Origin of the sequence: Ligilactobacillus saerimneri (assembly GCF_036689625.1) — a bacterium.
GTDB classification, from domain to species: Bacteria; Bacillota; Bacilli; order Lactobacillales; family Lactobacillaceae; genus Ligilactobacillus; species Ligilactobacillus saerimneri.
The window spans coordinates 862349-883277 of the sequence record NZ_CP144759.1; the positions used below are offsets into that span (position 1 = coordinate 862349).

A 20929-nucleotide genomic window follows, 5' to 3' on the forward strand; every position below is an offset into this window, starting at 1 on the left:
TTAATCTAATTTTACCGTAGTCACTTTTGCTTAGTCAACGCTTGCCAACTCAAGTTGGTAAGAACATGCGCCCAGAAAATATAGGGGAGCAGTTTCTGCCCGCAAGATCCGCGGCCCCAGCCCGCAAATCGCAAAACCATGGGCTTTTAAAAGGTCAATTTCTGCTGGCGCAATTCCCCCTTCAGGACCAAAGACGGCAATTAAACGGGCCGCAGAATTACTGGTGACTAGGCTCGTTAGCGCTTGTGCGAGAACACTTTTTTCACCAGTCTTTCCTGCTTCTTCATACGCTACCAAACGGTAATCATAATTACCATCGGCCACTGCTGCTAAATTTTCCCGGTACTCAACTGTTGGAACCACATTCCGATGTGATTGTTCAGCAGCACTGGTTGCCTTTTTTTGCAAGCGTTCCAGTTTTTTAGCAACTTTTTGTTTGTTCCATTTGCCGATCGCATACTGACTAGGGAAAAAGATGAAGCTCGTTGCCCCCATCTCCGTTCCCTTTTCCACGATAAGCTCCGTCTTTTTGTCGTTTTTAGGTAGACCGCAGGCGATTGTTATTGCTACTGGTAATTCAGCATTCTGGTCTAATTGCTCAACCACCTTAACCTGCGCTGTCTTTTTCTCAATTTGTGTCACTGTTACGATACTCACCGTTTGGTGGATATCAACAAGCTCAAATTGATCCCCTACTTGTTTTCGTAAAACAACAATCGCATGCTGGTAAAGCTCAGCCGGCAAAGTCAATTCCATTCCCAAATTTAATTCTTGATCAATAAAGTAGTGTTGCATTCTTCTCCTCCTGATGTGTCCTTTGGGGCATTCTATAAGTAACTAGCCTTAACTAATTAAGTGTGTTATGAGCAACCAGTGCTAACCACTTGCCATCAGTTATTTTTTCTTCAACTTGAAAGCCAGCTGCGTTTAGGGCCGTCACTATTTCATTCTCTTTTTCCATTATAATCCCTGAAAGAATTAACTTACCTGTCGGACGTAGATTTTTGTGTACTTGGGGAATCAAAGGCAACAAGAACTCAGGCAAGATATTTGCCACAACGATATCAGCCTGAAGATCTAGACCATGCACCAGGTCACGTTTTTCTAAAACAATATCATCCGTCATATCATTCAAAGCAAAGTTGGTCGCAGCCGCTGCCAATGCTTCATCAGCCACATCGCTGGCAACAATTTGTTGTGCTCCTAAATACCGCGCAGCGATACTCAAAATTCCAGACCCAGTCCCGACGTCAATAACTGTTTCCCCTCCAAGCATTGTTGCTTCCAAAGCATGCAATGTCAGGCGTGTTGTTGGGTGATCACCTGTCCCAAAGGAACGACCCGGATCTAAAACAATCAACTGTTCATCAGGATGTTGGGGTTCGTATTCAATCCACTGGGGCACAATGGTCAAATAGCGCGTTACCCGAATCGGCTGATAGTATTCCTTCCATTTATCCCGCCACGTATCGGTCCCAATGTTAGTCAAGAACACCTGCCCTGGTTCGGGGTTGATCCCATATTCTTTTAAGCCGTGCACTTTTTCTTTAAGCTTGGGAAGCAATTCATTTAGTGGTGAATCAGCCGTAAAGTACGTAATAACGCGAACCGCCTGTGGATCTTGATCATCAATTTGTACCCCACCAGCACCTTCTTCCATTAGAATATTGCTAACCGCTTCAATTGCTTCATTGCTAGTTACGATTACTAATTCGTTCCAATCCATATCTATCCCGCCAATCTGATAATTTCTCAAGTAGATTTATTATATAATATCTCTGCCTGCTAGCGCAGGCAAAGCATGGTAAAATTAATATATCAAACATCTAAGGAGTGGTTTTGGTGACAAAATACAAAGTAATTCTTGACCTAGATACTGGAATTGACGATGCAATGGCATTAGCATATTCATTAACCTTACCGAACTGTGACCTGATCGGGGTTCTAAGTTCATATGGTAACGTAGTTAGTGATTTAAGTGCCAATAACAGTTTGAAACTGTTGGACTTACTCCACCATCCTGAAGTTCCCGTCTATAAGGGAGCAGAACATGCTCTTAACCAGCCGAACTTTACCGTTCTCCCTGTTAGTGCCCACATTCATGGGACTAACGGAGTTGGGGAAGTTACCCTTCCTGAAACTGATCGTACGGTAGCAGCTACCAGTGCCGTCGACTTTATCATTGCGGCCGCTCACCAATACCAAGACCATTTAATCGTGATCCCGACCGGTCCGCTTACTAACCTTGCCCAGGCTTTCCAAAAAGACCCCCAAATCAGCCACCTGATCGGAAAAGTCGTCTTCATGGGGGGCGCCCTGACCGTTCCAGGAAATGTCTCCCCAGCTGCTGAAGCCAACATTGCCCAGGACCCTGAAGCTGCTAATATTGTACTACGTGGTGGCTTTAACATTACCATGGTCGGCTTGGATGTCACTTTACGGACTGTCCTGACCAAAAAAGAAACCGCTCATTGGCGGAGCCTGGGAACAACCGCTGGCCGACTTTATGCTGATATTGTCGATTACTATATCGATGTATATGGCGAAACCAGTCCACACCTGCACGGTTGTGCCCTTCACGATCCTTTGGCAGTTGGAATTGCCGCTGACCCAAGTCTAGCCCAAACAATAGCTCTTGATATGAAGGTTGACCTCACTGATGCCTTCCGGGGCCGTACCATCGGCAATGAAGAACGGCTCAAAGAACCAACTACCACTGCTGTCTGCGTGAATGTGGATGTTGACCGGTTTACTACTACTTTTATGGCGCATATGAATGAGTTGCTACAAGAAAGCGGGGAGTAACGTGCTCAACTATATTGGTTTAGGATTGTACGCCTTATGGCTCATCCTTTTGCTCTTGAAATATTGTGCGCACCAAGATGAACAATACTCCTTTGGCCGAATATTGTTCGGTAACCTTTTATGGTATCGCAATGTCCGGAACTTGATCTTGTTGACAGCTGTCAGTTTGATGTGCTTCACAACCCCCATTGTGTGGCTCTATCGAATTGGAATAGGCACGACTATTTTCATCAGCTTACTGGCGTTATCAAATATCTTTAAAAAGCGGGGTTATCTATGGGAGAATAGCTTGTTCTTAGGCGGTAATGTCTTCGGAAGCTTCCTTTTGTTTTATATTTATTCCAAACTATAAATATTTCACTAGCAAAAAAGGGCCGGGAGTTTTTTCTCCCCGCCCTTTTTTGCTGTTGCCTAGTTCAACAACTTATTTAACTTCCAAAATCTTAACCGTCATGTCGCCACCAGGAGTACTAATAGTAACTTCTTCCCCTAGTTTGCGGCCTAATAAGCCCTTAGCAATTGGTGATTCATTTGAAATCTTACCTTCAAATGGATCAGCTTCTGCTTCACCAACAATTGTATATGTTTCTGGTTCTTCGTCCGGCAATTCTTGGAAAGTAACCGTCTTACCTAAGGAAATTTCATCAGCGGCTACCTTTTCACTATCGATTACGATCGCATGCCGAATCATATTTTCAAGCTCTTTGATATGGCCTTCAACAAAGGCTTGTTCATCCTTAGCTGATTCATACTCAGAGTTTTCGGATAAGTCCCCGAAGGACCGAGCAATCTTGATCCGTTCGATAACTTCTTCCCGTTTGGTTGTTTTGTATTCTTCTAATTCAGCTTCGAGTTTCTTTTTCCCATCAGCTGTCATTTGGAATTCTTTTTGGTCTGCCATTTTTCCACCTCATCACTTAATTATCCCCGCTCAAAACGAGCACTGGATCCATTGTTATATTGTAGCATACCCAAAACGATTTAGCGTAGCGTTACTTGTTAGCTGCTGCTAGTTTCTCTGTGATCTTTTGATGCTCAGCATATGTCTTGGAGAAATAAACCTTTCCCGTTTTCATATTAGCAACAAAGTACAAATATTTCTTATCCCGATCAACCGGGTTAAGGACAGCTTTGACAGCCCGCAAACTTGGATTGTCAATTGGTCCCGGACCATAGCCCTTATTAGTATATAAGTTATATGGTGAGTTGACCTTCAAATCCTTATAAGTAATATTCTTTTTGGTTGTCTTTAGCGCATATTGGATTGCTACGTCTGACTGGAGGGGCATACCGGCGTCAATCCGGTTCAAAAAGACCCCTGCAACCCGTTCATTATCTTGCTTACCAGCTCCACCTTCCCGTTCAACGAGGGCTGCTAATGATAGTAACTCTTGAACCGTGAGCTTCTTATCTTTGATTTGCTGATAGTATGGTGCTAAAACTTCATTAGTTTTAGCAACCATTTGGGCAATCAAATCATTGAGCGTTGTTTTTTTAGTAACAGCATAGGTTGCTGGATATAAATACCCCTCTAACACATACCGTACGTCTTTGGCTTTGACTGCTGATCCCAACAAATCAGGGTATTGTTGGGCTAACTGGTCAATCAACCCTTTATTGGTTACCGCGGCTATAAACTCTTTTTGAGTGAACTTAGTATTAGCAGCAACAACTTCCGCAATACTATCAATGTTAGCCCCTTCGCGTACCAACACTTTATTCCCATTCAGGGGGTGGTTAGCACCACCCTGTTGTAATTTTCGGGTAATTTGGTCAAGTGTCATTGCTGGAGTAAATTCATAGTAACCCGCTTTCAGGTTGCTCTTGTTATTCCGCCGGAGATAGTAATTGAAGGCCATACCACTACGGATGACTTTCTTGGAAGCCAAAATTTTACCGATTTGCTTACTGGTACTCCCGTTAGGGATCTTGACTTCAATCCGCGTATGAGAACTTGTATTAACAGGTTTCATCGCTGTCTTGAGATACTGAAAACTCCCTACCACTGCTAAAGCAACAACTACAACAACCACAATTACACCGCCTAAAAGGCGACGCGAACGCTTGGGTTTAGGGCCTTGATCTAATCCTTGCAAGGTATCCCTCCTAAATATTATTAATTTAACCGTACCTACCGAATTGTCGCATTCAGCTCAGTCTGCAGACTGTTGACAACCTTGTCAAATGCTTGGTTAACTTCATCTTCAACCAGGGTACTTGTCTGACTGCGGTAAGTCAATTGGTATGCCATCGACTTAAAGCCTAATTTAATATTTTCACCTTGGTAAACATCAAACAGGTTGACACTTTCGAGATATGCACCACCATTACGTTTAATCGTATCAATGATCATGGCATTAGTTACCTCTTCACTCACTAACAGTGCAATATCCCGCGTAACTGCTGGATACTTAGGCACTGGTTGGTAAACTTCTGCACTCTTTGGTGCAGCAATGATCTTGTCGAGATCCAGTTCAAAGACATAAGTCTTCTTCAATCGGTATTCTTTCGTGATGTTAGGATGAACTTCACCTACGAAACCAACTAATTCACCTGCGACTGAGATCGTAGCGGTCCGTCCGGGATGCATCTCTGGATAAGCTTGGCTAGCTTGGTAAACAACATCTTCTTTAATTCCTAGTTTAGCTAACAGGTGTTCAACAATGCCTTTAGCTAAATAGAAGTCCACTGGTTGTTTAGCAGCATGCCAGCTGTTGGCCCGGAAGAGTCCTGTCATAGCTCCTGCAATGTGTTCAATTTCCCGCGGACGGTCCTGGCCTTCATCCCTAAAGAAAACACGGCCTTGTTCATACAAGGCAACATCATTATTCTTCCGCGCCACATTGTATGCCAAGTCATCTAACAAACCACTCACTAAGTTCATCCGGGCCGTTGTCCGTTCCGAATTCAGAGGCAATTGAACTTGGGTAGTCAATCCAGTGTCAAAAGTAAAGCGTTGGGCCTTTTCTGCACTAGTTAAACTGTACGAAACAGCCTGTGTCAAACCTGCAGCTTCTAAAACAGCGTTAGCATTACGAATCATCCGTTGTTCGTAAGTGTAGTGCCCAGGAGTTGCTTCACTTACCGGAAGGGTTGTAGGGAGTTGGTCATAGCCATAGAGGCGGGCTACTTCTTCAACTAGATCAGCAGCGATACTGATGTCCCAGCGCCGTTTTGGCACAGCAACAGTGAAGTTTCCGTCTGTCACCTGATATGTGAAACCTAAACGTTCAAAAATCGCTCCTACTTCGCTATCACTTAATTCTGTTCCCAAAACATCGTTAATATGCTGCCGCGAAATTTCAACATCTGTTGGTTGTTTGTCAGTATGATCCTGACCCACAGTTCCTGCCAGCACACGGCCTTGACCTAACTGAGCAATCATGGCTGCTGCTGCATCTAAGGCAGCGGCAACTACTTCAACGTTGATCCCCCGTTCAAACCGAACGGCTGCATCCGTGTGCAAATCTTCTCGCCGCGAAGTTTTGCGAATCATATGCGGATTGAACACAGCAGCTTCCAGAGCAACCGTTGCAGTTGTTGCTGTCACTTCACTATCCAAGCCACCCATTACCCCAGCTAAGGCAATTGGCTTAGTACCGTTAGTCACAACAATATCATTAGTATGCAGGGTCCGTTCCTTGCCATCCAGGGTTGTAAACTTCTCTGCTTCGTTGGCCCGCCGGACCAGTATTTGCTGACTTCCTAATTGTTCATAGTCAAAGGCGTGCAGCGGTTGCCCATAGTCCATTAGAATATAGTTGGTCACGTCAACAACATTATTGATCGGTCTGATCCCCATGTTCCAGAGGCGTTTTTGTAACCACATTGGACTCTCTTGCACTTTGACATCCTTGATGATCCGCATCATATATGCAGGGGCTAAATCATCCTCACTGGCAACTGTGATCATATCTGCTGCCTTTTCCTTGTCTTCATGCAGATCAACGGCTGGGAAACTAACTTCCTTGCCATAGATTGCAGCCACTTCGTGTGCTACGCCCCGCATACTCATCAGGTCAGCCCGGTTCGGCGTTAAATCCAAATCAAGCACTGTGTCATCCATACCTAAGTATTCATAGACAGGTTCACCTGGTACGGCATCAGTTGGGAGAACATAGATCCCATCAGCATACTTTTGCGGAACAACACTATCAGCAAAGCCAATTTCTTGGAGAGAGCAAATCATCCCTTCAGAAACAACTCCCCGCATCTTGCCTTTTTTAATCTTAATATTGCCTGCGATACGTGAGTTCTTCAACGCAACAATAACTTTTTGACCCACAGCAATATTAGGGGCCCCACAAACGATTTGTAATGGTTCAGATTCACCAACATCAACTTTGCAGACGTGGAGGTGGTCTGAATCAGGGTGCATTTCCATTGCTAAGACATGGCCAACTACAATTTTCTTTAAGCCATCTTGGAGCCGCACAACACTATCAACCTCAACCGCAGTTAATTCGATCTTATTACTCAGTGCTGTTGGTTCAATTTCAGCAATTGTTGGCACATATTCGTTGAGCCATTTGGTAGATACTTTCATTCTTTCTCCCTATCCTTTCTGTGCAAATTGTTTCAAGAAACGAACATCGTTCAAATAGAATTGGCGAATATCGTCAACACCGTACTTGAGCATAGCAAACCGATCTGGCCCCAAGCCAAAGGCAAAGCCACCATAGACTTCAGGATCAACACCAGCCATCTTCAAAACATTAGGATGGACCATCCCAGCTCCTAGAACTTCGATCCACCCAGTTTGCTTGCAAACAGCGCAGCCTGCGCCCCCACACTTGAAGCAGGAAACATCCACTTCACATGAAGGTTCAGTAAATGGGAAGTAGCTAGGCCGTAAACGAATCTTGCGTTCAGCCCCAAAGACCGTTTGGGCCACAAGGGCGAGGGTCCCCTTGAGGTCAGCCATTGTAATGTGCTTGTCAATCACTAACCCTTCCACTTGGTGGAATTGATGGGAGTGGGTTGCATCATCGTTATCACGCCGGTATACCTTCCCTGGAGAGATCATCTTTAATGGACCTTTAGTAAAGTCATGCTTTTCCATCGTCCGCGCTTGAACAGGTGAAGTTTGGGTCCGCATTAGGATGTTAGGTGTGATGTAGAAAGTATCTTGCATATCCCGCGCAGGGTGATCCTTAGGTAAGTTCAACATTTCGAAGTTATAATGGTCTTCTTCGATTTCAGGACCATCAACTACTTGGAAGCCCATCCCTAAGAATAATTCCTCAATCTGGGTAATCACTTGCGTAATGATATGCGGATTGCCCTCTGTTACCTGGGTCCCCGGTAAAGTCACATCAATGGCTTCGTTAGCCAGTTTTTGCTGGAGTAAAGCTGCTTCTAATTCCTTGGTTTTGGCATCGATTGCCTTGGTCAACTCATCCCGAAGGATGTTCGCCATTTTCCCGACTTGGGGTCTTTCTTCTGGAGCTAAGTCCTTCATCCCCCGCAAAACATTAGTAATCGGACCCTTTTTCCCCAATAAACTAACTTTGATCTTTTTGACAGCGTCCATTCCTTCCGCTGCTTTGATTTCTTTGAGACCATTATGTTTTAATTCTGCTAATTTAGCCTGCAAATCCATCTGCCTCATCCTTTCATTGCTACTATTACCTGCTTAAACAAAAAAGCCTCATCCCCCATAAAGGGACGAGACTTCGCGGTACCACCCTAATTTCACCATAAATAAACATGGCGACTCTTAGTAAGTGATAACGACCATTCGGCCGCATGACTTTTCGGTATGCCCTCCCAGCCATGTGCTCAAGAAATGAACTTCAGTTATCAGTTGCAAGGATCTTTACAGTCCCGATCCCTCCCTGAGTACAACCTGCTAACCTACTTTTTTCCGTCTAAGCATCAACTATTATAGTTAAAGTCTAAACTGTGACCGTTACCTTAGTCAAGCTTTTATTGGCAATCTTCCGCTGTGTACCACTTATTGGACCAATTATGAACTTCCTTCATAATGGTACTCAAGTCTTCACCTTGTTCAGTGAGTTTATATAAGAGCCGACAACTATTTTCTTCAGCTACTCGCTCAACCAAACCTTCATTTTCTAATTCTTTGAGCCGTTCAACCAATACGCGGTCACTACAACGATCAACTGTTGCAGCAATATCCTTGAAACGTTGTGGTCCTTCAGCTAATAAATCTTCAATGATTAATCCATTCCATTTCTTGCCCAAAATGCTAAATGTTTTTTCAAATTTAGGACACAATGTGAATGGCTTCTTAGTTGTAGTTTCCATACCTCGTCACCTTCGTATCTATATTACTTAAATAAAAAAAATCACAGACCAGTTAAGTCTGTGATTTCCATTAACTAGCCTAATTAGATATTACACTATTTACTTACTTTTGCAAAGTTAAAAGCGTAATGTAATTTGCTGCTAGTTTTTTGCTTGAGATGCATTAAGTATTCACTGGTAGCCGAATACTTGTCTACCAATGAAACAATGTAGCCTTCACTATACTTTGGTGGACACAAAGTAGCCCCAAACATGTGCTTCATAATAATGTCTTTTTCTTTAGGAGTTAACTGCGTTAACTTTTCGGCATTGCGTACTGCAATGCGAGGATGGATCCAGGCATGTGTGCCCCGGTCAAACTTGGTTGTTCGCCAATCATAATAAAACAAATCATGCAACAAACCTGCTCGCGCTGTCGCCCGTGCATCAAGATTCATCTTTTTAGCGAGTTTGTAACTAACATACGAAACGGTAATACAGTGTTCTAAGCGCGTTGAAAAATGATGTTGGGTATAATTTGCCAACTTCTGTACTGCAGGTGCTGCTAACAAATCGGCCACATACCCCATATACTCAGTATCATTACGCCAATCTTTTAAACCCATTTATATTTTTACCTCGCTTTAATTTGCTAACCTAATCATACTTTATTATTGGCAAAAAACAATTGTTTTGCTGGAAATTTTACCGCTTCCAAACCAATTTAATGTTTTTTAAAGAATTTCACAAACCGAGGTATTACAAGCTTATCTAAAAGGCATCTAATAGTGACGCTATTTTAAAACTAGTATTAGCCTTTGATCCAGATCGTGCATAAAAGCGCATCATCCAAAACGTAACGAACTGTTCCCTGGGCCTTCTTTTTAAATTTATCATACAAGCGCCCAGCACTATAACTCTCGCCCCGAACAGTATACGGACTGTTAGCAACATAACCGATCTTTCCCAAACCAGGTAACTCAACCTGAATGGCCTCACGGTCGTGTTCATTTTCCTTGTCTTTAACTAAGCTAACTGTCATTCCTGCTTCAATAAAACTTTGACCATAATAGTGCCGCGTACCAGTGACGGTAAAATAAACTTTTTTCATTGTTTGTTCCTCCTTCATTTACTTTCCATCTAAATTATAGCGAAGCACTTGTACTAAAAAACGGACTCGGAAACCCGAGCCCGTTAGCTTAACATTTATATTGGGCTGCCAACCGCATAACTTCCGTTTGCATGCGGGCAACAACCTTTTTAGGACTGACAATTTTAACTCCATCACCAAGGGCCATAATCCAGCCTAAAAACTGATTACTGATAACAACTTTAACAGTTGTCTTGAAATGATCTTCGTCAACTGGTGTGATAACAATATCTTTACCAAAACGATCAATGATAATCCCAGCAAATTCATTTCTAGCTACCAGGCCCACCGTTGTCGTTTCCCCACCAAACATTCCAAATAAACTCTTAGTGTACTGTGCCATGTCAAACTGGTTAAAGGCCTTCCGACCGGACCGTGCCTGTCCAGTAGTAACCACGTCCAACATCTTATCCACGCGGAAATGTTTGATCTTTTGGTCGATATCATCATATGCAACTAAATAATAGTTTTCATCATCCCATACCAACGCCCAAGGACTAACGTAGTAATATTCCCCACCATGACGCAATTCCATCTCTTTTTGGATATTCCATTGGAAATAGTGAAATTTTATTTGTTCATTAGCACCAATCGCTTCATGAATTTTGTCGACATTATAATAAATTGTTTCATTGATCGTTTTTACCCGTCCAGCGATTACCACTTGTCGTTGCAGTTTTTTACCTTCATACTTGCTAACTAGACTCTCCAGCTTTTTGATCAATCGTTGTGACTTTTTGTCAGTGATAAACTTGGCAGCTTGAACCGAGTCTACCAACAATTTTAATTCAGGTAATTCAAAGTCCCGTTCCCCCAAGTGGTAGTAAAAGTTCCGTCCTTGTTTATCTTTGATAATATCTAAGCCAAATTCCCGTAATTCTTCAAAATCGCGGTACAAAGTCTTACGATCAGCATTGACTCCCTTTGCACTCAGTTTAGTAATTATCTCAGCAACCGTTAGTCCGTGACTGTCATCAGTATCTTGCATAAAAATCTGCATTAAATACAGCATCTTTAGCTTCTGATGTTCTCCTTTACGCGCCTTACCCATTACATAACCTCCCAACGCTCAACACTTCAATCAATAATTTTAATTATACCACAAAAGAAAGCGGATCCACGAACTCACTCATTTGTTCGCGCTCCGCCTCCCTTAATCATTTAAATTATTTAATCATACCGCAGTCATAACCAGTATAGACCAGCTCATTACAGAGGATATAACTCCTTGAAACGCTCTTCAATCGCAGCTGGGGTAAATCCTAATTCAACTAAACCAAACTTAATTAGGATATGCCAAGCATGGAGAAAAGCTGCTTCTTGGTGCTTAAAATAGCAATTTAGCAATTGCTGTTCTAAAATCAAAAAAACTGTATTGATCGATGGTGCTTGCCACTTTTCTTGCATAGCCTGTAACTCTTTATCCGACAAAAGCATCTTATAGAGCCACTGCCGGTCACTCCCAATTTCTAAAAAGTAGCGCAAGACCGCACAGTAAGCATCGAGCTTTTCAGCTTGCGTTCCCCGATAAGCCTTGGCTAAATCACCTAGAGCAGCGGTTATGCCTACGTAAAGAATCCCCGCTTTTTCTTTCTCAGTCATCCGTTGTACGGGTAAGAAGCTCGGGAAGCGGTTATGCCGTGCGTGACTTGCCATTTTTACAAAATTCATCTATCTCACCTAAAAGTACAAATTATCAGCCCGAATTTCTAAACTGTTACGGTTCTCTAAATACCAGTCATGTAAGAAATCGTACTTGAATAAAACATCGAAAAAGGAAACTTCGTTGTTGGGATCAGCTACGGCGATTACCCACCGACCATCACGAGCAAACAACGACAACTGCACATCATCTGCTAGGTCCAAAATTGCTTCTCCATGGGGACCGGATACCAGCATATAGTTAACAGTAGCAGCTTTGATAAACAAGCGATCCAGGGCTTGTTGGGGGACACCGGAGTCACTGATCGGATATAAAGCATTGTTGACTGGGTCCAACAGGTTAAAGTCAACGTCAAACCCATAATCCTTCTTTAAGTACCAACCAATATTTAAGAACTGTTCCTGGAACATTTGAATAACGTTCCGATCGAAACGTTCCCCATAATCCAAGACAAGCAAGTTAGTTAAATCATGACTGTTGAAACGCAGGATTCGTTGGCGTAGGTCCAAATAGAACAACACATTACCAGTGTTTACTTCTGTATAATATGCCCCGTATTTATTTTCTTCGGTCACCTTAAAGACGAAATACCCCGCTGTATTAACGCCAGGATATTCATGGTAAAGTTCCTTATTATGGTCGCTCGAATTCAAGATAATGCTACTTTCTTGGTGTAACTCTAGCAAACGCTCTAAAAAGAGTAAGTAGTAGTCAGCCCGACTATACTGTTGGGGGAAAACCAAGTACGCATCATCTAATTCAAACTCTGCCAAACGCAAAGTAGCCATCAATAATTCTTCACTATCGTTAGTAGCAATCAAAGTATCTAAAACAGCGGTAAAATCGAGCCCCTTGTTGAGACTGTTCTTCAACTGCTTACTGTAAGCCATCAAGCGACCCGTGGTACTCAATGAACTAGCTGCTTTTTTAGCATCTGCCGGCTGCTCATCCTCTGTTTGGGCATGAGGATAGAAAGTCTGTGTTTCGTATTTCTCAGTCATATTAGTCACCTACCTGTCCTGTGGCGATCAAACTGGTGATATAATCCCGATACAAAGCATCGTTCTTTTCTTCAAAACCATCAAAAGTTCCGAATTTAGCAACAATACTCTGCATTTCATAACTAATCAAAGTATCTTCTTTAGACAAAGCGAGGATCTTCTTTTCATTATCCTTAATAGTTTGATAAGAATGGTTGGCCTGTTCGTCTAAATCAGTCAAATGAGCAAGTTCAGCCATCAGCTCTTCTTTGTGCTCTTTTTGCTTAGCAACTTCCCATGGCATAACCCGTTCTTCAGCTAACTGCTTTATTTCCTGACGAATAGCAGCTTTACGCTGGTCGCGTTCAGCTTGACCATCAATTAGATCTTGGAGATGATCATTGGTTTGGGAGAGCGCATCAATCTCATCACTATTCAAGCGTTTATTCTGTTTCTCTAGTTCAAATGCTCGCTCTAATTTGGAATACTCACTGGCATCAAAGTTGAAGACAACATTGATTACGTCTAAACTTCCAAAACGTCTTCTTCCCCACCAATTTCCAAAGTAAAAATCAAACTGGCCTAAACCTGTCTGTTCAAAATAGAAGAATGGGTAGACTTGATTGAGATAAGCGATCAAACGTTTACTCAAGAATTCTGCAATCCAATTATGAACGTCAGTAACTAAAGCTTCATTACTGTCGTCGCTTTCACTATGCTTTGCCTTCAAAACCTTTTGGGCATAACGCTCATTATCGATCAACTGAAAAACTAAGCGGTCATCGCCCCGTTGAATTGCTTCACTCAAAGTCTGCAAATAACTCATCTTATCTGCTAATGAGCTCAATAGGTCATTGGTTGCTGCTTCATGGTTACCTGTTCTCATTATTTTTTCTGGATTCGCATTAACCATTGTGGATCCCCTCTGTTCTCTATCTAAAATCATCAATCTATCACTTCTATGGTACTAGTTATCCTGTGTCTTTTCAACGTTAGTTACTGTTTTAGCGGGAAAGATAGACACGTTTATGGTCCTTAACCCCTGCCAATACAAAGCGGGCATGATCTGCAGTGGTATCCAGTTTCCGATCTGTTCCATCAACTACAGCTTCTGTAAACATTTTTTCATAAGTTGTGATGGTCACTTCTTGGCGGTGGTTTAATAATTGCTGGTGCTCTTGTTTCTGTAACCACTTGCGAAAACCAGGTTGAACTGTCACGGAATAAAACTCTCCCACGGCCCCTGAGCCATAACTATACAATCCTAAACGATCGCCGGCCTGCAACTGAGAACTATTTTCCAGAAGTGATAGTAGGCTTAAATACAGGGAACCAGTATATAAATTCCCCACTTGTTTGTTATATTGCCGCGACACTTCAAACATTTCCATAAAGTATTCAGCCTTTGGTGAGGCATGTGCTGCTAGTAAAGCTTGCATTCCCTTCTTTCCTTGTTTGGTAAAGGGAAGGTGGAAGGCAAAACCAGCAAAATCATCTAACTGATATCCATTTTGAGCTTGATAATCCTGCAATGTCTTATTCAGCAGATCGAGGTAGATATTGGTCGAATAGTGTCCATCAACGAGAGCTGTATCATTGCCCAAAGGACGCCAAAAGTCCATCACGTTTTCGCTATAAAAAGCACTATCAGCGTCAAAAGCCACTAACCGCGGTTCAGCACTCATTAGAATTGCTACCGCTCCTCCACCCTGTGTCGGCTCACCTTTCGTTTGGAGGCCATAACGCGCAATGTCTGAAGCGATAACCAATACTTTTTCTGTTGGGTGGAGACTGATGTAGCCCCGGGCTAATTGCAACGCAGCTGTCGCACTGTAACATGCTTGCTTAACCTCTAAAGTACGAATGTTCTTTCTTAGGCCTAATAGGTCTGCAACATAGATAGCTCCAGCTTTAGAATTATCAATTCCTGATTCAGTTGCTAAAATCACAAAGGAAATTTGTTCCCGGTCGCTGTCATCAAGCACCGCTGCCGCAGCATTAGCAGCTAAAGTCACCGCATCCTGTGTTGGGGGAATAGCCGCCATTTTTTCTTGCCCTAAACCAATCAAATACTTATTAGGATCTTCCCCCCGCGCCTGCGCCAATTTCGCCATATCAATATAAAATTCGGAAGTATAAAATCCCAACTTATCAATACCTATTTTCATCATCGATCTCCTCATACATTTAATTTCTGAAAATCATTTCTGTTGTTATTAGTTTTAAAAAACTACAACCGTCAACTCGATAATTATCATTCCACTATGTTTTGCTTATCCGTCCCATTTGGCTAGGTCTTTAGCGTACCTTCACGCCTTTTGCCACTAGCTTATTAATACCAAATCATTAACTTCCTCATACCTTAAAAACTTATCCGGATAAGCTACTAAGATGTTACTAATATTTCCAGCTTCATCTTTTTCAAATATCCAATTGACAATTCAAAAGAAATGTATATTATTTGTCACACAAAAAACAACGTCTATTTCAAGTTTCATGTTGCAATGTGCTTAGAGTATCTTTCTGCCTATTATTATGGATGATCATACCCAGTGAATCAATACTTTTACCCAGCCGTCCATCCCGATCTGTGCGTATTGTTTGCCGGTCTTGCTGAACTATATAAAAAAGAAGTTCATCTTCCATGTTGGAAAGAATGAACTTCTTTGTTTATCAATCACTTACGGTGCCGTTGCTTACCAGCATTCCGCTTACGGTTGTGTGCATGCACATTAGTATGAGAAACCTTATTAGTTTCAGGAGTTGCTACCTTTTTAGCAGTTGTAGCCGTTTTTTCAGTCGAAACTGCGGTTGCTCTTTGAGCTCGCCGTTCTTTAATCTGCTTTCGCACTCGTTCCCGAATTTGTGGCCGCATAGCATTAACAATTAATGTTTGTAGACAAGCAACAATCCCACCAGCAAAGAAATACAACCCTAATCCAGCAGGAGCAATGTAAGTAAAGAAGGCTGTCATAATTGGACTCATTAGCATCATCTGCTTCATTTGGGTCCGCTGATCAGCAGGTAAGCCTAAAGTAGATAGCCATCCCTGTAAAACATAGATCCCGAAAGTCAGCAGAATGTACAAGTAACTTCTGTGACCCAAGTTTACCCCGAAGAAATAAGCCTTAGAAATCTCTGGTGAATATTGGATAGCAGCATACAAAGCAGAGAAGATTGGCAGCTGAATTAGCAATGGCAAACAACCAATCCCACCAGCCATAGAAATACCATTCTCACGGTAAAGCTTCATCATATCTGCACTAACTGCAGCTCGTTCTTCCTGAGTAGTTGCCTTTTTCTGCCGTTCTTGAATCGCATTGAGCTCGGGACGAATAAACGATAACTTTTCTTGTTGAATCGTCATTTTCTTTGACTGCTCGATCATCAGGGGCATCAAAATTAGCCGCACAACAATTGTGATCACAATGATAGCCCAGCCATAGCCTCCCAATACATTCGCCATCCAATGTAACAGATGCTGCGTTGGAACAGCCATCTTTTCGTAGACAAACCCGTAGGGGTGCCCTGTCTTAGTCCGGCGCACACACCCGCTCAATACTGTAATTGCTAATAACATAGCAGGTGTTAACTTGATTAAGTTTTTTCTCTTCATGCCTTTCAATCATCCTTCTAAAATTCCTAGTATACGCACTTTACTATACTTGAAAGCCCCATCAATTTCAATATCAATACCGCACAGAAAAGCGTGTATACTCATCTGGGGAAATATCCGTAATGTGATACTGGTTCACCCGTCCAACTGGCGAAGGGGAACGCTTGACTTCCGTAATAAACTTAGCTAGCATGTCTTCTTCACCTTGGGCAACTGCTGTCACGGACCCATCTGGTTCATTCTTGACGTACCCTTTGATGTGATATTTTTGGGCACTAAGGACCGTACAGTAACGAAAACCTACTCCTTGAACAAGACCACTCACATTTATTCTAACTGCACGTAGCATAAGCAGACTCCTCCCCTAATTCTGGTAACTACTATGTAAAAACTTTATAAAGTCGTTGGGCTAAGCTCGGATAATTGGCGCAAAGAGTGTCAACCTTCGTTCGGGCTTAACTACTAGACTTGTAATTATTCCCACGTTATCTGTAAAATATTAGTACATAAAGACTGAGGCTGGTGAAAAACAGTTTTCTCCCAGCCTCAATCATCTGCGCACATAACAACCATTATTAGGTTATCATGCCCCATCTTATTTATTTTGATCATGTCCTTTTTCGTCCGTTAAAGTCGGTTTAGCAGTTGAACTGTCATTCAACGCCAAGGGGAGCGAAACTCGGAAGAGTGAACCTTGACCGACGGCACTTTCAACCTTTAACGAGCCTTTGTACCCTTCGATCAAACGCTTGGCAATGGCTAAACCCAGTCCATTACCACCTTTATCCCTGCTCCGCGCCTTGTCAACCCGGTAAAAACGGTTAAAGATCTTTTTAATATCTGCTTCGGATATTCCTTCCCCAAAGTCTTGAACCACAAATTCTACGTCACGACTACTATGATCCAAAGTCAAATGGACTTCTTTACGGTCAGTAGAATACTTGATGGCATTATCTAATAAAATGATCAACAACTGTTCCAGATGATTACGGTAAATTTTAACCGGGGTCTTTCCCCGTAAGTTATCATCTAAGACTAATGTAAAATCAGGATGAATCATTTTAATGTTATCAAATACTTGGAGCCCTACTTCATGTGCGTCGGTAATTTCATTTTTGAATTTAATTTCAACTTGTTCAGCTCGGGACAGGTCCAACATTTCTTGTACCAGCGATTTCATCCGCTTGATTTCTTGCAACGAAGCTTGAATCGACTCATCCAATACTTCGGGATCATCTTTCCCCCACCGATTGAGCAATCCAAGATGCCCTTGGATGATTGCAACTGGAGTCCGCAATTCATGTGAAACATCTTCTACGAACTGTTGTTGTTGCTCAATATAGCCTTCCATTTGATCCAACATCTCATTGAACAAGTCGGCTAAATGACTAAGCTCATCGTTTTGTACAAACTCAGGCACCCGCACATTGGCAAACGGATCGTCGCGCTCGGTTGAACTTATCTTATCAATCGTTTCATTGATCTCGCTAATAGGACTCAACAACCAGTCAGAAAGGATGTATCCCAAAAGAATACTAGCAACAATTGCGATAATACCAAACAAAATGAAAATGGTCAGTAAGCTTTTGGCTGTTTGCGAGTATTCAACCAGGCTGTTAGTCACCTGCACATACCCAATAATTTGGTGGCTTTTCTTGGATCGCACTGGTTTGTTCATGATCAGAACCGGCACACCATCAAACTTGCGCACATTGTCCAGATTATTGTTATTGTTCGACTTTAGATATGATTTTTTAAAAGAAACAGGAACATTACGGGACGAATATACCATCTTACCCTGCGGATCATAGACAGATATCCCTAAATTCTTACGCGATAAAGAAATCAACACATTGTCATGATACAAGGGTCGGGATTGCTGAATCGCATCATTAACCAATTCCTGATCAAAAATCCGGTTAACTTGCTTAGCGTTTAATTCCTTATTTTCATTAGTCAAACGACTAACCGCCGTGGTTAGGGCTTCTTGGGTATACTGTTGTTCCTGTTGGAGTAATAAACCAGTAAAACTGTTATATAAGAGCAAGGCAAAAACAGCAAAAAGGATTAGTACCCCAATTGCTGTTCCGATTGACCATTTAAACCTGATTGAGACAAATCGCTTCGCAGGTTTACGTGGTTTATTGCTTCCTGTCAAAATTTCTTGTTCTTGCATTTTGGGCTAGGAACGCATTACATAACCCGTTCCGCGAACTGTTTGAATATAACTGTCTTCGCCGGGACGATCAATCTTGTTCCGCAAATATCTGATGTAGACATCCACGACATTTGTCTCAATCTGTGACTCGTATCCCCAAACTTTCTTCAAGAGAACATCACGGGCCAAAACAACGTTAACATTTTCCATCAAAGCCAACAACAGTTCGTATTCCCGCTTAGTTAACTCAATAATTTCGTCACCTCTACGTACAACCCGATTTTCTTTTTCGATCGTCAGGTCACGATATGTGACTGTGGTTTGTTTAGCAGAATTTTGCTTACTTTCTAAATCTACCCGCCGCAGTAAAGCCCGCAACCGTGCTAGCAATTCTTCAATAGCAAACGGTTTGACAATGTAATCGTCTGCACCGTGATCCAAACCAGAAACGCGATCAATAACTGAGTCACGGGCTGTCATCATGATAATTGGTGTATTCTTAACTTGGCGAATCCGCCGGCAAACTTCTAGCCCGTTTAATTCAGGGAGCATTAAATCCAAGAGGATAGCATCCCAATCCTCTGCTAGTGCCAAATCGAGGCCTTCACGCCCATTCTTAGCAATCTGTGCTTCATACCCTTCGTGACGTAATTCAAGTTCAACGAAGCGCGAAAGGTTTTTTTCGTCTTCAACAATTAATATCTTACTCACTCTTAACACCCCTGGAATTAATTTTTTATGTTAATGAGAATATTTGACCTACATAGTTAATTTTAACATATTTACTTGATACTAAAAAACCCTTGTTTAGTACTTTTAGTTAAGTAAAAATCGCTAAATTTCTTGCGAAACTTAGCGATAAATTGATGATCTTAAAAATTATTCTTCGTGATACCAGGAATAATGGAAGATACCGTCACGGTCAGTCCGTTCGTACGTATGTGCCCCAAAGTAATCACGTTGTGCTTGAATCATGTTTGCCGGTAATACAGCAGACCGATATTGATCGTAGTATGTGATCGCAGCATTGAATGCCGGACTTGGTACCCCTGCTTGAATTGCCAAAGCAGCAATCTCCCGTACAGCAGTTTGATACTTAGCAACAATATCAGTGAAGTATGGATCTAACAATAAGTTATTTAATTCAGGATCTCTTTCAAAAGCATCTGTGATCTTTTGTAAGAATTGGGCCCGAATAATGCAACCTTCACGCCAAATCTTAGCTAATTCACCATAATTCAAATTCCAATCATACTTTTCAGAAGCGACCCGCATTTGTTCAAAGCCTTGAGCATATGACATAACCTTACTGAAGTACAGTGCTTGCCGAATCTTTTCAATCATTTCTTGCTTTTGATCAGCTGAAATTTGCACTGCATTGACTTTTTCTGGTAGAACCTTGCTTGCTGCCACCCGTTCGTCCTTCATTGCCGAAATATAGCGAGCATAGACAGATTCAGTAATCAGTGATTGGGGAACCCCAAGTTCTAAGGCACTTTGTGAACTCCATTTACCAGTCCCCTTGTTACCAGCCCGGTCAAGAATCATATCCACAATCGGCTTATCTGAGCCTAAGTCATCCTTACGCGTCAAAATATCTGCCGTGATATCAATTAAGTAACTATCCAATTCGCCGTGGCGCCATTCTTCGAATACCGCTGCAATTTCATCAACGGACATCCCTAAAAGATTCCGCATCAAGAAGTAACTTTCGGAAATCAATTCCATATCCCCATACTCGATCCCGTTGTGCACCATCTTAACATAGTGACCGGCACCATTAGGCCCGATATAAGTTACACATGGTTCGCCATCCTTCGCCTTAGCAGCAATCTGCTTGAGAATTGGTTCTACCAATTGATAGGCCTCTTTTTGACCACCAGGCATCAAGGATGGACCTTCTAAGGCACCTTTTTCACCGCCGGAAACCCCCATACCGATGAAGTTAATTCCGGATTCATCCAATTTGGCATTCCGTCGCATAGTATCGCCAAAGAAGGTATTCCCCCCGTCAATCAAAACATCACCCTTGTCCAACAGAGGTAACAGCCGTTCAATAAACATATCAGTTGGCTTCCCAGCCTTAACCATCATAATGATTCGGCGCGGTTTTTCTAAAGAAGCAACAAAGTCTTCTAAGGTATAACTTGGTACTAAGTTCTTTTCGGCATGGTCAGCCATCACTTTTTCAGTCTTAGCCGCCGTCCGGTTAAAAATTGCTACTCGGTAACCACGGCTTTCAATGTTCAAAGCCAGGTTCTTGCCCATTACGGCCATTCCGATAACACCGATTTGTGCTTTTTCCATT

General features: G+C 42.3%; 21 protein-coding genes and 1 other annotated feature. Of the genes, 2 read left to right on the plus strand and 19 right to left on the minus strand.

What is annotated here, in order from left to right; translation table 11 throughout:
- Nucleotides 1-30: 30 nt before the first annotated feature.
- Both V3C97_RS04180 and prmA read right to left on the minus strand, forming a co-directional pair.
- A complete protein-coding gene (locus V3C97_RS04180) occupies nucleotides 31-795 on the minus strand; it encodes a 16S rRNA (uracil(1498)-N(3))-methyltransferase (protein WP_338433830.1) in 765 nt (254 codons plus the stop codon).
- Between the two features lie 52 nt (nucleotides 796-847).
- Complete coding sequence (prmA, locus tag V3C97_RS04185; protein WP_338433831.1) at nucleotides 848-1726, minus strand: 50S ribosomal protein L11 methyltransferase; 879 nt, start codon at nucleotides 1724-1726, stop codon at nucleotides 848-850.
- A 116-nt stretch (nucleotides 1727-1842) separates the two neighbouring features.
- Between prmA and V3C97_RS04190 the strand changes: the two genes are divergently transcribed.
- Both V3C97_RS04190 and V3C97_RS04195 read left to right on the plus strand, forming a co-directional pair.
- Nucleotides 1843-2805 (plus strand): nucleoside hydrolase, encoded by a 963-nt coding sequence (locus V3C97_RS04190; protein ID WP_278838275.1) that lies wholly within the window; start codon nucleotides 1843-1845, stop codon nucleotides 2803-2805.
- A complete protein-coding gene (locus V3C97_RS04195; RefSeq protein WP_338433832.1) occupies nucleotides 2777-3157 on the plus strand; it encodes a hypothetical protein in 381 nt (126 codons plus the stop codon). Before V3C97_RS04190 ends, V3C97_RS04195 begins: the two co-directional genes overlap by 29 nt.
- 72 nt (nucleotides 3158-3229) lie before the next feature.
- Here the strand turns inward: V3C97_RS04195 and greA are convergent, their stop codons facing one another.
- The 17 genes from greA to gndA form a co-directional block, all read right to left on the minus strand.
- Entirely contained in the window at nucleotides 3230-3706 is a 477-nt protein-coding gene (gene greA / locus V3C97_RS04200) for a transcription elongation factor GreA (protein ID WP_278838273.1), read from the minus strand.
- Nucleotides 3707-3797: 91 nt separating this feature from the next.
- Complete coding sequence (gene mltG / locus V3C97_RS04205) at nucleotides 3798-4901, minus strand: endolytic transglycosylase MltG (RefSeq protein ID WP_278838272.1); 1104 nt, start codon at nucleotides 4899-4901, stop codon at nucleotides 3798-3800.
- A 35-nt stretch (nucleotides 4902-4936) separates the two neighbouring features.
- Complete coding sequence (gene pheT, locus V3C97_RS04210) at nucleotides 4937-7351, minus strand: phenylalanine--tRNA ligase subunit beta (RefSeq protein WP_338433833.1); 2415 nt, start codon at nucleotides 7349-7351, stop codon at nucleotides 4937-4939.
- Between the two features lie 9 nt (nucleotides 7352-7360).
- Entirely contained in the window at nucleotides 7361-8407 is a 1047-nt protein-coding gene (gene pheS / locus V3C97_RS04215; RefSeq protein WP_027827001.1) for a phenylalanine--tRNA ligase subunit alpha, read from the minus strand.
- 58 nt (nucleotides 8408-8465) lie between these two features.
- Nucleotides 8466-8687: a binding site (T-box leader), on the minus strand.
- Between the two features lie 46 nt (nucleotides 8688-8733).
- Entirely contained in the window at nucleotides 8734-9075 is a 342-nt protein-coding gene (locus tag V3C97_RS04220; RefSeq protein WP_009554275.1) for a winged helix-turn-helix transcriptional regulator, read from the minus strand.
- Nucleotides 9076-9170: 95 nt separating this feature from the next.
- Entirely contained in the window at nucleotides 9171-9680 is a 510-nt protein-coding gene (locus tag V3C97_RS04225) for an HD domain-containing protein (protein ID WP_009554274.1), read from the minus strand.
- Between the two features lie 185 nt (nucleotides 9681-9865).
- Nucleotides 9866-10165 carry an HIRAN domain-containing protein gene (locus V3C97_RS04230; protein ID WP_009554272.1) on the minus strand — a complete coding sequence of 100 codons (300 nt, stop codon included), beginning with the start codon at nucleotides 10163-10165 and terminating at the stop codon, nucleotides 9866-9868.
- A gap of 88 nt (nucleotides 10166-10253) precedes the next feature.
- Nucleotides 10254-11255, minus strand: coding sequence for a helix-turn-helix transcriptional regulator (locus V3C97_RS04235; RefSeq protein WP_009554271.1), 1002 nt, complete (start codon nucleotides 11253-11255; stop codon nucleotides 10254-10256).
- Between the two features lie 158 nt (nucleotides 11256-11413).
- A complete protein-coding gene (locus tag V3C97_RS04240; protein WP_317294500.1) occupies nucleotides 11414-11875 on the minus strand; it encodes a hypothetical protein in 462 nt (153 codons plus the stop codon).
- Nucleotides 11876-11884: 9 nt separating this feature from the next.
- A complete protein-coding gene (locus V3C97_RS04245) occupies nucleotides 11885-12868 on the minus strand; it encodes a hypothetical protein (protein ID WP_338433834.1) in 984 nt (327 codons plus the stop codon).
- Nucleotide 12869: 1 nt separating this feature from the next.
- Nucleotides 12870-13760 carry an exonuclease SbcC gene (locus tag V3C97_RS04250; protein ID WP_338433835.1) on the minus strand — a complete coding sequence of 297 codons (891 nt, stop codon included), beginning with the start codon at nucleotides 13758-13760 and terminating at the stop codon, nucleotides 12870-12872.
- 91 nt (nucleotides 13761-13851) lie between these two features.
- Complete coding sequence (locus V3C97_RS04255; RefSeq protein ID WP_338434541.1) at nucleotides 13852-15015, minus strand: hydroxymethylglutaryl-CoA synthase; 1164 nt, start codon at nucleotides 15013-15015, stop codon at nucleotides 13852-13854.
- Nucleotides 15016-15524: 509 nt separating this feature from the next.
- Nucleotides 15525-16463, minus strand: a complete 939-nt coding sequence (gene yidC / locus V3C97_RS04260; protein WP_338433836.1) for a membrane protein insertase YidC — start codon at nucleotides 16461-16463, stop codon at nucleotides 15525-15527.
- A gap of 73 nt (nucleotides 16464-16536) precedes the next feature.
- A complete protein-coding gene (locus V3C97_RS04265) occupies nucleotides 16537-16812 on the minus strand; it encodes an acylphosphatase (RefSeq protein ID WP_338433837.1) in 276 nt (91 codons plus the stop codon).
- Between the two features lie 246 nt (nucleotides 16813-17058).
- Complete coding sequence (locus V3C97_RS04270) at nucleotides 17059-18639, minus strand: HAMP domain-containing histidine kinase (RefSeq protein ID WP_338433838.1); 1581 nt, start codon at nucleotides 18637-18639, stop codon at nucleotides 17059-17061.
- A gap of 6 nt (nucleotides 18640-18645) precedes the next feature.
- Entirely contained in the window at nucleotides 18646-19332 is a 687-nt protein-coding gene (locus V3C97_RS04275) for a response regulator transcription factor (RefSeq protein WP_009554254.1), read from the minus strand.
- A 168-nt stretch (nucleotides 19333-19500) separates the two neighbouring features.
- Nucleotides 19501-20928: an NADP-dependent phosphogluconate dehydrogenase gene (gene gndA / locus V3C97_RS04280; RefSeq protein WP_338433839.1), complete on the minus strand. Its 1428-nt coding sequence runs from the start codon at nucleotides 20926-20928 to the stop codon at nucleotides 19501-19503.
- Nucleotide 20929: the final 1 nt, after the last annotated feature.